General features: G+C 47.4%; 11 protein-coding genes. 7 read left to right on the plus strand and 4 right to left on the minus strand.

The genetic code is table 11. From position 1 onward, the window contains the following. Positions 1-2 precede the first annotated feature (2 nt). Complete coding sequence (locus NYE45_RS02765) at positions 3-656, minus strand: phosphatase PAP2 family protein (RefSeq protein WP_340015479.1); 654 nt, start codon at positions 654-656, stop codon at positions 3-5. Between the two features lie 239 nt (positions 657-895). Here NYE45_RS02765 and NYE45_RS02770 point away from each other — a divergent pair, with 239 nt between their 5' ends. The 4 genes from NYE45_RS02770 to NYE45_RS02785 all read left to right on the plus strand — a co-directional run bounded on the left by NYE45_RS02770 (position 896) and on the right by NYE45_RS02785 (position 4931). Further along, on the plus strand, positions 896-2311 hold the full coding sequence (locus NYE45_RS02770) for an ATP-binding protein (RefSeq protein ID WP_340015481.1): 1416 nt from the start codon (positions 896-898) through the stop codon (positions 2309-2311). Between the two features lie 208 nt (positions 2312-2519). After that, positions 2520-3677: an MFS transporter gene (locus tag NYE45_RS02775; RefSeq protein WP_340015482.1), complete on the plus strand. Its 1158-nt coding sequence runs from the start codon at positions 2520-2522 to the stop codon at positions 3675-3677. A 44-nt stretch (positions 3678-3721) separates the two neighbouring features. Further along, positions 3722-4408, plus strand: coding sequence for an oxidoreductase (locus NYE45_RS02780; protein WP_340015483.1), 687 nt, complete (start codon positions 3722-3724; stop codon positions 4406-4408). A 148-nt stretch (positions 4409-4556) separates the two neighbouring features. Then, entirely contained in the window at positions 4557-4931 is a 375-nt protein-coding gene (locus NYE45_RS02785; RefSeq protein ID WP_017690870.1) for a RidA family protein, read from the plus strand. A 113-nt stretch (positions 4932-5044) separates the two neighbouring features. Here the strand turns inward: NYE45_RS02785 and NYE45_RS02790 are convergent, their stop codons facing one another. Further along, positions 5045-5803, minus strand: a complete 759-nt coding sequence (locus NYE45_RS02790) for a tryptophan-rich sensory protein (RefSeq protein WP_340015484.1) — start codon at positions 5801-5803, stop codon at positions 5045-5047. A 232-nt stretch (positions 5804-6035) separates the two neighbouring features. Between NYE45_RS02790 and NYE45_RS02795 the strand changes: the two genes are divergently transcribed. After that, complete coding sequence (locus NYE45_RS02795; RefSeq protein ID WP_340015485.1) at positions 6036-7001, plus strand: bile acid:sodium symporter; 966 nt, start codon at positions 6036-6038, stop codon at positions 6999-7001. Between the two features lie 364 nt (positions 7002-7365). Here NYE45_RS02795 and NYE45_RS02800 read toward each other — a convergent pair whose 3' ends face one another. Together NYE45_RS02800 and NYE45_RS02805 are read right to left on the minus strand one after the other, a co-directional pair. Next, complete coding sequence (locus NYE45_RS02800; RefSeq protein WP_340015486.1) at positions 7366-8988, minus strand: response regulator; 1623 nt, start codon at positions 8986-8988, stop codon at positions 7366-7368. Positions 8989-8993: 5 nt separating this feature from the next. Continuing rightward, positions 8994-10823, minus strand: a complete 1830-nt coding sequence (locus tag NYE45_RS02805) for a sensor histidine kinase (RefSeq protein WP_340015487.1) — start codon at positions 10821-10823, stop codon at positions 8994-8996. 143 nt (positions 10824-10966) lie between these two features. Between NYE45_RS02805 and NYE45_RS02810 the strand changes: the two genes are divergently transcribed. Beyond that, positions 10967-11848 carry a sugar ABC transporter permease gene (locus NYE45_RS02810; RefSeq protein ID WP_036607341.1) on the plus strand — a complete coding sequence of 294 codons (882 nt, stop codon included), beginning with the start codon at positions 10967-10969 and terminating at the stop codon, positions 11846-11848. After that, entirely contained in the window at positions 11848-12684 is an 837-nt protein-coding gene (locus tag NYE45_RS02815) for a carbohydrate ABC transporter permease (RefSeq protein WP_062837301.1), read from the plus strand. Before NYE45_RS02810 ends, NYE45_RS02815 begins: the two co-directional genes overlap by 1 nt. Positions 12685-12726: the final 42 nt, after the last annotated feature.

The following is a 12726-nucleotide window of genomic DNA, read 5'->3' on the forward strand; positions in this document are numbered from 1 at the left end:
GATCAGCTGATCCCCTCTGTCCACTTCGATTCTTTTCTGCGTCTTCGGTATTGAGCAAGGCCAGTTATGATGGTGAGAACACATTCGCCAAGTATGACTGCACCCAGGGCATCGTAGATCACATGCTGTTTGATCATTAGCGTGGATACTATAATGGTTGCTGCCCCGGCGGCCACCAGAATCTTGATGGGTTTGCGGATGCTTGGAACCGAGAGAACGGCACGCATAACGAGATAAGAGTGAAGAGAATGAATACTTGGAAAACAATTATAAGGGCGATCCTGACTATAGAGCCATCCGAGAACAGATGCGCCCAAGCCTGTACCCGTCAGTTCAGGGCGCGGTACCATGGTCTGAAAGTTGAAGTAGATCAGATAACAGATCCAGACACAGATATTCATGGATAACAAGACGCGGTAATACGTCAGGCGATCCTTGGCACACAGGTAAGCGAGCACACCGAATACAAACGGGTACCAGCCCAAATATGGAATGGACATGGCAGGCACATAGGGAATGATCCGGTCAAGCGAGGAATCAAGCACTACGAACCCGCGTTCCGGACTATTTAAAATATCGTAGAACAGCCCCATGACGGCCAAAGACAGCATTAAACTTAGTGACAGCCAATAGGATTTACTTTTTAACAAATGCACAACACCTTTCTCCTTTCATTCATGTTCCGACGAACATGACCCCAGCAAATAACTAATTCAAATTTAAACAACAATATATTCTACTACGTCCAGCGCACAAATTGAATCCTGATTTGTGTATTTTTGTGTATTTTTTTGACGAAGAAGGAATGCGTAAGCTTCAATGGGCATGATATGATAGAAACACATACGGACGAAGGTAATTTGGCCAGTAAAGTCGGGACAACAGGAGTGAGTGAATGCAATTTTCAAAAATGTTCGTATTGAATATGGGGATGCTTATAACGATTGCCTATCTTGCTAGTGTGTTCTATAAATATATCGTAATACGTATCTCTTCCCGAATGAAGCAGATCAGCTCCGTGCTTGTCCTTATTTTTGCAGGTTGGATCAGCACGGTTTTTGGCCTTCAACTTACCGATGAAGTAGTCTTTGATCTTCGTTATGTCCCTTTAATTGTTGCCGTTTTAACCTATAGACAACCCTATAGCGTAATTATCGTAGGTGTCGGGATTGGACTGTCGAGGCTGACTTTTGGCATCACGGATGCTACTGTAGCAGCGGTAATTAATATGTCTCTTCTTGGCCTGATATGTGCGGGTTTAAATATATGGATGAGACGCAGCAACTTTAGACTAATCAGTAAAGGCATATTAGTGATACTCATCGTCAACGTATCTAATAGTATAGGCATAGCTATTTTTGGGGTAATCCCGGCTACATATTTTTTCTCGCACATTATGCCGTATACGCTTCCTACAGGTATTGCGCTCAGTTTGATGTTTGCATTTATTTTACGTGATTTTCAGAATGAACAGAATCGCATTTTGCTTATCCAGAGTACGAACAGGCTATTGTCTGTGCAAAAAGAAGAGTTACAGAAAGCCCAGATTGTGCTGGAGGATCGAGCGAAACAATTGATGATTGCCTCACAATACAAATCGGAATTTCTGGCAAATATGTCACATGAGCTGCGTACACCACTGAACAGTGTCATTAACTTCGCCCAGATGATCAGTGAGAACGCTGATACGATGGATCAGGAAGAAATTGTACGTTTTTCCACCATGATTGATCACTCTGGCCAGGAACTGCTCACGCTCATTAACGATATTCTGGATCTGTCCAAAGTGGAAGCGGGACGGCTGGATATTGTACTGGAGGATATCAGTGTCGCACAACTTACAGAAGATGCCATGAGTCACTTTCAGCTGGTTGCCGAGAAAAAAGGTATTCAGTTGCAAATGGATAAAAAGCCAGGACTGCCCGAGACACTCTGGTCTGATCCTCAGCGGGTTCAACAGATTTTGCGGAATCTGATGTCGAATGCCATCAAGTTCACTCACCGGGGGAAGGTCACGCTGACCGTAAGCACCAAGCAGATTAAGAATGCAGGTATTCAGAATCGATGGCTCGTTTTCTCCGTTCAGGACACAGGCATTGGTATTTCTGAGGACAAGCATCATTCCATATTTGAAGCATTTCAGCAAGCAGATGGATCGATTAGCCGCAAGTTTGGCGGGACTGGACTCGGTCTTTCGATCAGTCGGGATCTGGCCAGATTACTGGGAGGATCGATTGAACTTGAGAGCGTTGAAGGCAAGGGCAGCACCTTCCATCTCTATCTTCCGTTGAACCGTGAAAAAATGAGTTGACAACCTTCGCGCCGTGAGTAGAATTTGGGGTGACAACTAGCATCGACCGGCGTTCGAGACCCGGTCTAAGGAGTGTATCCCCATACAGAAGACGGTCAACGTTAACCCTCCCCCGTTAGCAAGCAAACCACGGCGCAAGGGTTCGACACAACGCACGAATTTATCGATTGCAACATGGGAGGGTGTACCGGCAATTATTTTACAGACATTGCTGGGAGGCCCGTTTTTAACCGGGTTTCTGCTGTACCTTGGGGCCGGGTCGAGACATATCGGCTTTGTGCTCGCGATTACCACGTTCGTGAACATTGCCCAGATCGGAGCAGCTTACTGGATGCAGCGTATTCGCAGCCGAAAACGCATGCTGCTGCTATTTGTGGGCACACATCGTATCTTATGGAGTGCGACGGGACTGATCCCGTTTATATTTCCCAAAGAGTGGTGGGTAAGCGTATATATTGGTGTGTATACGGTTGCTTTTATATCGAATACCATCGGCGGCATGATCTGGACTTCACTGATTGGTGATATCGTACCTGCCAAGGTGAGAGGGCGTTATTTTGGAATTCGAAATACGATCCTGAATGCACTTGGAAGCGTATGCTTATTCGCAGGCGGCATTGTTTTGGATCGTTATCCCGGAGAAATGGGCTTTTTGATACTATTTATTCCGGTTTGGCTCTGTGCAATCGCGAATACAGTCATCTATTTCTTCTATCCGGACCTGCCTTTTGAACGTTCTACCGAAAAGGTTTTCTGGCGGATGTTTATTAAGCCGTTTCAAGATCGTTCTTTTCTTAAAGCAACGCTGTTCCTGGCTGTCTGGTTATTGATCCAGACCTTGATTGTTCCGCTTTATTCCTATGTGATGTTGGATCTATTGAATATTAATTATCAGACCGTGTCCCTGATCACGGTAGTCCAGACGCTGGTTATGATGGCCGGTTTCTATGTCTGGGGCAATCTGAATGCCAGATTCAGCAACAAAACTCTTTTATTTTGGACATTGCCTGTCATTGCACTTTCCTGTCTGTCGTGGGGATTAATGTCGTTCATGCCTGTATTGATCGCCCTCTTTCTATCTCATATCTTCCTTGGGATCGGTGTAGGTGGATTCAATCAGCTGGCATTTAACTTTACGATTGGAGATACACCGAAAAGCGAAAGACCGATGTTTGTCGCCGTGTATTCGGCTCTGACGGGAGTGACCTCGTTTCTTGGGCCGCTGATGGGCGGCTGGCTGTATGAAAAGATGGAAACCTGGCCCGATGCACTGGCCTGGATCTCTGCCTACGGATTTCAGGTGGGGGTTGGTGTCGTGATGCTGGTTCTTACATTTACCCTTGGACGTCGTGTACTGTTAAAATAGAAACGATCACGTATGACTTAATATAACGATGGCGAAGTGGAGGGATGTATTTGAATCGTCTCGAACGGAAAGCCATGGTGATTGGAGCCACCGGGCTTGTAGGCGAATTACTGGTTCATAATCTGCTGGAGCACTCGGCATACAGCCTGGTTCGCGTTCTGGTTAGACGTCCGCTTGAGTTGCAGCATCCCAAATTGGAACAGCATGTGGTGGACTGGGAACAGCTGGAGAGCCAAGGCCACTTATTCGATGGAATCGATGACCTGTACTGTTGTTTGGGTACCACGATCAAAAAAGCAGGCAGTCAGGAGAGTTTCCGTCAGGTGGATTACCATTACCCGGTTCGTGCAGCTACGATTGCGAAGCAGCATGGAGTATTACAGATGCTTGTGATCTCCTCCATGGGAGCGAGCGCAGGTTCCCGAGTCTTTTACAGTCGGACCAAAGGGGAAATGGAGGATGCATTGTCCGATATCGATTTTCAGTCATTGCATATCTTCCGCCCGTCCTTAATCCTGGGAGATCGAAACGAGAAACGGTTAGGTGAACAGATGGCTGCTCATGCGATGAAGCTTCTGGATCGCTGGATGAAAGGCAGAGTGGACAAATACCGGGCGGTCCACGCTGCAACCATTGCACAGGCCATGACGAATATTGCGCTGGTGCAAACCAAGGGCAACCACGTGTATCCGAATGATGTCATTCATGTTCTTGGTGTGGACGGAGGTTAAGAAACCTTTAAACTAGCTGTTTGCTTCATGTGGCTAGGGAGGGGCGTTTCTCGCTTGAGGTAGATCGTGGTATAATAGGCAACAAAAATGAGTTCGAACCCTGACCCCTTGTGGCAGCAGGATAACGAACATGAAGGAGAACTCGTCCATGAAAAAACCAATCTCTACCGATCAGGCGCCAGGCGCCATTGGTCCATACAGTCAAGCCGTTGATGCGGGTGATTTCATCTATACTTCCGGACAGCTTGGTCTGAATCCTCAAACGGGAGAGTTCGGCGCAGATGTACAGGAGCAGACACGTCTGTCTTTGAGCAATGTGAAGGCTATCCTTGAAGCAGCGGGTACAAGTATGGATAAAATCGTGAAAACGACGGTGTTCCTGAAAGACATGAACGACTTCGTTCCTGTGAATGAAGTGTACAGCACGTTCTTCGAACAGCCTTATCCTGCACGCAGTGCAGTGGAAGTTGCTCGTTTGCCAAAAGATGCACTGGTGGAGATTGAAGTTATTGCCCTGAAATAGGACAACCTACACTCGCGCCGGTATACATAAAAAGCCGATTTCAGGTCCAATGACCAGAATCGGCTTTTTGCATTTTTGCGTTATATTTAAGCGCTATATAGAAGGGGGAAATCTTAATCACGATCCTGATTACGGGCGAAGAACAGCCATACCGCGTAGATGGCCAGTACGATCGCAATGATGATTGCCGTATAATATACGGAAGTGACATCCTTTTGTTTAAGTGCAATGGCGATATACGCCCATGTAAACACAAGTGGGTACACACTGTCCCGATAACGGAAGCTAACAAGAACAGCTAGCACCATACCGACAATCAGCATGATGATCGTCCAGGTCGGTTCGCTGATACCAAAACCATCCCAGCCTATTTTATATAACAGCACCGCTGCATTGACAATGGTTGCCACGCTAATCCATCCGAGATAGATGCTGAAGGGCAGTTTTACAAGCCAGATCTCAGCAGTGGTCGGAACAGTAATGGTGCGTGTTTTTACATACAGCACGATCAGAGACAATAGAAGCAGTACAATGATCAGTAAAGCGAGACCGGTCTGCAAGTTTTGAAAAGCAAAAATCCATGCTACATTGAAGGCACAGCTTGCCAAAAACCAATACCCGAGACTGGTAATCGAATTCCTTTTCCAGGAAGCGGGCACGAACTGATAGATCACGAACCCTGCTAATAGCAGGTAGATCAGACCCCATATAGAGAAGGCATAGCCTGAAGGTGTGAGCAGCACAGGGTACATATCCGATACTTCTTTGTTGGTCTTGCCTCCGATTGGCAGAGCGTTGGAAAGGTAGTTCACGATAATTACAGCGATAAAACCAATGGCGTTTAACCACTTGTACGGATTGTTACGTGACATTGAGTTTCCTCCTTGGTTTAACGAAATGAATGAACCACGGGTCAGTCTACAATGAATATACCCAGTTCTCGTACATTCTAATAACAGCCGCAAAAAATTCACAAGATGACCTTTCAAATTCTTGTGCTTTGCCGCTACGTTGGAATGGTACTCTGTCCCAATGTACGCGAAGCGAAGCAGGAATATGTCCACACGATATTATGTCCCACATGTCCAACGGAGGAGGAGAAGAATGCTTTCGAGAGAAACGATGGAGAAGCAGCAGACTTGGTTCTATGTAGTTGCACTGTTCGTAGGAGCAGCGGTAGGGCTGAGTAATCCGGCATGGGGGAATATTTTGGGCTACACCGTGTCTCCAATACTTGCCATTCTGTTATATAGCATGTTCGTACAGATTCCCTTTCTACAGTTAAAAGAATCCTGGTCCAACCTGCGATTTATGGGCGCGTTACTGGTGGCTAATTTTATCGTTGTACCTGTAGTCGTATGGTTGCTTACACTGGTCTTTCCGCAATCACCTGGCGTTCTCATCGGAGTCTATCTGGTGCTGTTAACGCCTTGTATAGATTACGTCATTGTGTTCACACAGCTCGGTAGGGGCAATGAGAAACTGATGCTCGCGGCAACACCCCTTTTATTTGTTATACAAATGATCCTGTTGCCGTTTTATTTATGGTTATTGATGGGTGCTGAGGTAGCGCAGGTCATGCGGGTTGGGCCGTTCGTGGAGGCTTTTCTGTTCCTGATCGTTATTCCACTGTTGCTCGCTGTCGTTACGCAAGTCTTCTCAAGAGGTAAAGTGAGCGGGGAGCGTGTCATGAACGCCACGGCATGGCTCCCGGTTCCGATGATGGCACTTGCGCTGATCGTGGTTGTCGCCTCCCAGATTGGCAAAGTCTACAATGATATGACGATCATTTTGAACGTGATCCCGATCTACGTTGCTTTTATGATCATTATGCCTTGGATATCCCGAATCATTGCTAAGCAGTTTCGATTAAATACAGGCGCAGGGCGGGCGTTGATTTTCAGTTCAGCCACACGGAATTCGCTGGTCGTTCTGCCGCTAGCGCTGGCACTCCCTCCAGAATGGGCAACCATAGCTGCGGCTGTTATCGTTACACAGACGATAGTGGAGCTTGCAGGGGAGCTAATCTACATTCGACTTGTACCTGCGGTGATTTTGCGGGATCGGTGAGCGTACTAGGGTGTATCTATGTTATGATCTAATATAATCAATAAAACCATTTTTGGTAAATCAAAGGGGGAGATGAGTATCCCTACTTATCGGAAGATCATGTTCTACCTGGATATTATACTTGTACCGTTCATTGTTATCTTTTTTTCCATAGCAGCTCATACAACGGGAAATAAAATATATTATCTCTACTTTGGTGTAGCTGTAGCCGCAATCTTTCGGAGCGTATCCTATCTTAGAAAAGAAAGAGCCAACAAGTCGTCATGATCTAGGCTATTTTCTGTAAAAGTAAAATTAAAAAGAGTACTTCCGATGGACCATGCCGGGAGTACTCTTTTTAATTCGGATCAAATACTCGTTACATTTAAGCCTGCAATACTGTTTTTCGATATTCCCCTGGTGTGATGCCCTCCATTTTTTTGAACACTTTGCTGAAATACTTTTCGTCCTGAAATCCAACCATCTCCGAGATTTTGGCGACTCGCAGGGAAGGATTTTGCAGCAGCATCTTGGCGTTGTTAATTCGCAGTTTACCCAGATATTCCGACCAGTTCAGACCAAATTGCTGTTTGAATTTGCGTGAGATATACTCCCGGCTCAGGTAGAAACGTGCAGCAATCTGCTGCAAGGAAAGGTCTTCCTGATAGTGGGCGTCCATATAACGTGCAATCTCACTCATGGGATCAGGATTGGCGGGGTGATGGGCAGTGAGCGCCTTTCCGGCTGCAAGCAGCCGTTGTTCCAACAAGGAACGAAGCAGGGGGAAAGATAACAGTCCTTCAGCGTCAAAAGGTAACTCGGCAAAGGGAATAGACTGCTCCTCCGTCACTTCCTCCTCTTTGGATGGCAAATCTGCCGTATCATCAAGCCAGCGGCTCAGCATCCATTCCAGCTCATCGATCCATTGCTGGATCTGCTCGGCACTGACAACCTCAAGGTCAGTAATCGGGTCAAGCCATTCGGCGACCGCAGCAGATACACTGGAAGCCCGGCAGCTCATCGCTGCCATACGCATGGGCTCTTCATGGGCGGTTAAACGCCGACTTTTATTCCCATTCGATGATTCAACAGAAGCATGGATTCGCTGCTTGGTCTGCACAGCATTACGTCGCCACAACCTTGAACTTGCTTCCAGATAGGCTGCTGAGATTCCGCCGGGGTAAGACTCACAGGTGGAGATGCCAAAATGAAGCTGACGCTGAATCGTTTGCTCCAATCCATGATTGACCTTGTCCAGAATATGTTCCAATGAAGTGGATGGACCCCAATGCAGCAAAACAATCTCGTCCGGTTGATCCAACTGGCGAAACATTACGCCTTCCTCTGGTGTGGATAACATCTCGGCACAGATATTGAGTACCGAGAACACAAGCAGATCTGGTTGACTGCGGTATTTTGCCAGACAATCTGCATCCAGATGGGACAGGCTGGTGACAGCGACATGACAGACAGGGATTGGACAGGGGAGATTCAACTCATCCTGCAATCGCTGCATGTGTGATGGACTGCTGCCTCTTCCGACGGCAAGTTCGGTAAGAAGACGATCCTGATAGTGGGGGCGCATTCGATTAACGACAATGGATTGCCTGGTGGATTGTATCCGAATGGCGTCCTCTTCTTCCCAGGCTGTAACGGCCTTCAATAGAGAGGCATTCAGCTCGTCTTCTTCCACGGGTTTCAGCAGGTAGTCCATACCACCATGCCTGATTGCATGCCTCACGAGTTCAAAATCATCATATCCACTAATAACCAGCACCTTGCAGTGTGGGGCATGAGCGGATATCCATTCAAGTAATGCCATACCGTCCTTGCCCGGCATACGCATGTCACTGAGAATGATTTGAGGCTGATGTGCCGTGATGTAAGCTATGGCTTCATTCCCGTCCGCAGCTTCAAGTAACGTATTAATACCAAAGTCTTCCCAATGACCAAGCAACCTTATGGCATCGCGGACATGTTTTTCATCATCTACAAGCAGTGCCTTCATGTTGTTCACTCTCCCGCGTATAGTTTAACCTTGATCTTCACACCATTTGGTTCCCGATTGCTGATCTCAAGTCTGGCTGAGTGACCGGGATATGAGTTCAATTGAAGTCGGCGTATTACATTTCGTAGACCGATGGATTCAGACTCGTCGGACTCTTGTGTTGATAACCCGGTTGTTGTATGACTTTGATGCAGCCATCCTCGGATTTCCAGTAATTTAGCTTCAGGTATGGAGGGTCCGTTATTATTCAGTTCGATTTCAATCCAATGATCATCAATCCGGCGACTGGATAGGGAGATGTGGCCTTTGCCTGGCTGAATATCTGCCCCATGTTTGAAATAGTTCTCAATTAAAGGCTGTAACGTCATTCTTGGCATTTCGACAGACAGGGTATCTTCGGCAAAATGCAAATCCACCTCAAGGCGGTCACCGAACCGCTCATGTTGCAGTTCCAGATATAATCGTGCATGCTCCGCCTCTTCGCGTAAAGTCACGCAGGTCTGATCCCGCATGCTGTAGCGCAGCATTTTGGACAGGGAAGAGAGTAGGGTATACGCCCGCTGTCCTTGCTGTTGAAGGGCGAGTGTACCGATGGATTGCAGTGTGTTATACAGAAAATGCGGATGAATCTGCGCTTGCAATGCTTTGAGCTGATTGGTCTTATTGGCGATTTCCAGTCGATATTCCCGCAAAATCAGGTTATTTACCGTATCCATCATATCCCGGAAATGACGAGCGAGTACCCCGAATTCGTCACGGCTGGATAGGTGGATATCCACATGCAGACGCCCGGCTTGAATCTGGTTCATATACCGCATGAGTTGCTTGAGCGGACCGGTGATTCGGATCGAGATGAACAAGGTTGCGACAATGACCAATACAAGTGCCGCGATGGCAATCAGCGCGTTATTCCACGTGAGTGTGGTCGCTCTGGCATATAACGTCTCATTCGGGATCTGTTTGACGATGGTCCAATCGGCGTACGTGCTGCCAAGCTGCTGGTATACATACATGGAACGATCCTGTTCAAAATGTCCTGCGACATTCTGGGCTGTACCAGCGCTAGATCGTGCAATATTCAGTTCGCTAGCCGTTTCATCTCGTAATGATTCAGTATGATTGACCTCAGAACGTCCCTGGTAAATGATCTGATTCTGTCCATCCACAACATAGATCTGTTCCTTAGCCGGATCATACAGCCTGCCGGTTATCGCTGCAATGGTATTCATATTCAGATCAATAGCGAGCACACCCAGACGCTCGGTGGACGGAATATCCTTGATCACTCGATGTAAGGTAATGACCGTTCTTGCAGGGTCATCGGGGGAGGCAGCCTTGAATCCGTAAGTGTGACTCATATGGGCCGATTCCACCCAGATATCTGAGCTGCCACCGCCCATTTTTCCATGAAGCGAGTCGGAATAGGCCTGTTTGCGTTCCTCCCGCTTCGGAAAGGGGTTCGTAATTAAAGTGGATTGATCTGCAGCAAAAGAGTGCAAATACAGCTGAAATACATCCGGCACAGCAGCGCGGATCGTTTGCAAAGTAGTGTACACTTCGGCCACCGCACGATAATCCCCAGGAATCTTCGCCAGGTTACGCAGAAAGTTCGGGTCGTTATACACAGCGAGCGACGCTCTGGCCACGTTATCTACATAGTTATTGAGATTCGTGGAAGCTTGGTAGATCAGGCGTTTGTTTTCTTCAACAGCCTGTTCCCGCAGGGCCGTCTTGGTCTGGATAAACGTCATGCTGATCGACGCGAGCAGTGGAAGTGTAGTAGCAATGAGCATAAAGGCAATTAATTTCGTGCGTATACTGTAGTATCTCGACATCGGAACACCCCTTCTGGTTGCAGGTTAAGAGAGGACAATATTTTACCCCCATCTGTTCACAAGGGTCGGTGTTTCCCTCGGTGATAATGGGGTTTAATAGAAAAAGAGACCAATTTCATCCATCTATAGAAGGGGAGAACGATATGAAGCATCGCAAATCTTCACAGCTGTTACAGCAGCTTGTGTTCGTGGGTCCCTCCATCGTGTTTTTTATTCTCATCATCGTGGTCCCTTTCCTGCTTGGCATGGTGTATTCCTTTACGGATTGGAACGGGGTATCCGAGAACATTAATTGGGTAGGGTTTGATAACTTCGTGCATGTTTTTGCGAATGATCCCAAGTTCCAAACGGCATTTTGGTTTACGGTGCGCTTCACCGTGGTTGGTGTAGTACTGACCAATGTGATTGGCTTTTTCCTGGCGTATTTCCTGACCAAACCGCTGAAGACGAGAAACATTCTGCGTACGATCTTTTTTATGCCTAACGTGATCGGTGGGTTGTTGCTCGGCTTTATCTGGCAGTTCATATTTGTGAAAGGGTTTTCAGCAGTAGGCGATGTAACAGGCTGGTCCTTCTTCAACCTTCCTTGGTTGGGAGACGAACCGACCGCCTTCTGGGGAATCGTGATTGTATTTGTATGGCAGACCGCAGGATATCTGATGGTCATCTACATCTCATCCTTGACGAATGTATCCCCTGATCTGCTGGAAGCTGCCGAGATTGATGGCGCAAGTCGCTGGCAGGTACTGCGGAGCATCATTCTTCCGCTCATTATGCCGGGTGTAACGATCTGTCTGTTCCTGGCGATCTCCTGGTCGTTCAAAATGTTCGATCTCAATCTGTCGCTGACCAAAGGTGGACCATTCGGATCGACAGAGTCGGTTGCACTCAATATTTACAATGAAGCCTTTGTGAATAACAGATATGGCATCGGAACCGCCAAAGCACTCGTGTTCTTCGTAATCGTTGCCATCATCACTATGATTCAGGTACGTCTGACGAAGAGCAAGGAGGTAGAAGCCTAATGGAGACGACGAAAAATTACCGCCTAAGTACCATTCTAACCGAGATTGTCATGGTGCTCATTGGACTTTTATTCCTGGTTCCGTTCTACTTCCTGTTCGTGAATTCGGTCAAAACCTTCGGTGATCTGCTCACCAATTCGGCTGCATGGCCGGAAGTATTCCAGTGGGGCAATTATGCGAACGCCTGGGAGAAAATTAACTTCCCGTCTGCGCTGATGAACTCGCTAATCGTTACCGTGGTCAGCAATCTGTTGCTCGTACTGATCAGTTCCATGGCAGCGTACCGAATGGTCCGCAGCAATACCCGGTTCAACCGGATTTTGTTCGGCATGTTCATTGCCGCCATGGTGATTCCGTTCCAGTCTATCATGATTCCCCTCGTTACTGTAACCAGTAATCTCGGGCTGATCGATAGCCTTGGCGGACTCATCATCTGTTATCTCGGTTTCGGGGCACCGATGTCTGTCTTCCTGTTCCACGGATTTGTGAAATCCGTCCCACTGGAGATTGAGGAAGCGGCTCGTGTGGATGGAAGTTCTGCCTACGGAGTGTTCTTCCGGATCGTATTTCCGCTTATGAAACCGATGTATGTAACCGTAATCATTTTGAACACACTCTGGATCTGGAATGATTATCTGCTCCCATCCCTGATCCTGCAAAGTTCTAACTTGCGTACGATCCCCATTGCGACCTTTGCGCTCTTCGGACAATATACGAAGCAGTGGGATCTGGCTTTACCGGCACTTGTGCTCGGTATCATGCCGATTATTATTTTCTTCCTGCTGATGCAGAAGTATATCATTCAGGGGATTACGGCTGGATCAGTAAAAGGGTGAGTGCGAGGCAAGGTCGCTGGCGGGCTCAAGTTGCGCTTTCGG

It is taken from the genome of Paenibacillus sp. FSL K6-1318 (genome assembly GCF_037976905.1).
GTDB classification, from domain to species: domain Bacteria; phylum Bacillota; class Bacilli; order Paenibacillales; family Paenibacillaceae; genus Paenibacillus; species Paenibacillus amylolyticus_A.

Bases quoted from the DNA above. Each gene is read 5' to 3' on its own strand.
- NYE45_RS02770 (WP_340015481.1), top strand. From the start codon at position 896: ATGCAATTTTCAAAAATGTTCGTATTGAATATGGGGATGCTTATAACG.
- NYE45_RS02780 (WP_340015483.1), top strand. From the start codon at position 3,722: ATGTATTTGAATCGTCTCGAACGGAAAGCCATGGTGATTGGAGCCACC.
- NYE45_RS02785 (WP_017690870.1), top strand. From the start codon at position 4,557: ATGAAAAAACCAATCTCTACCGATCAGGCGCCAGGCGCCATTGGTCCA.
- NYE45_RS02790 (WP_340015484.1), bottom strand. From the start codon at position 5,803: ATGTCACGTAACAATCCGTACAAGTGGTTAAACGCCATTGGTTTTATC.
- NYE45_RS02795 (WP_340015485.1), top strand. From the start codon at position 6,036: ATGCTTTCGAGAGAAACGATGGAGAAGCAGCAGACTTGGTTCTATGTA.
- NYE45_RS02800 (WP_340015486.1), bottom strand. From the start codon at position 8,988: ATGAAGGCACTGCTTGTAGATGATGAAAAACATGTCCGCGATGCCATA.
- NYE45_RS02805 (WP_340015487.1), bottom strand. From the start codon at position 10,823: ATGTCGAGATACTACAGTATACGCACGAAATTAATTGCCTTTATGCTC.
- NYE45_RS02810 (WP_036607341.1), top strand. From the start codon at position 10,967: ATGAAGCATCGCAAATCTTCACAGCTGTTACAGCAGCTTGTGTTCGTG.
- NYE45_RS02815 (WP_062837301.1), top strand. From the start codon at position 11,848: ATGGAGACGACGAAAAATTACCGCCTAAGTACCATTCTAACCGAGATT.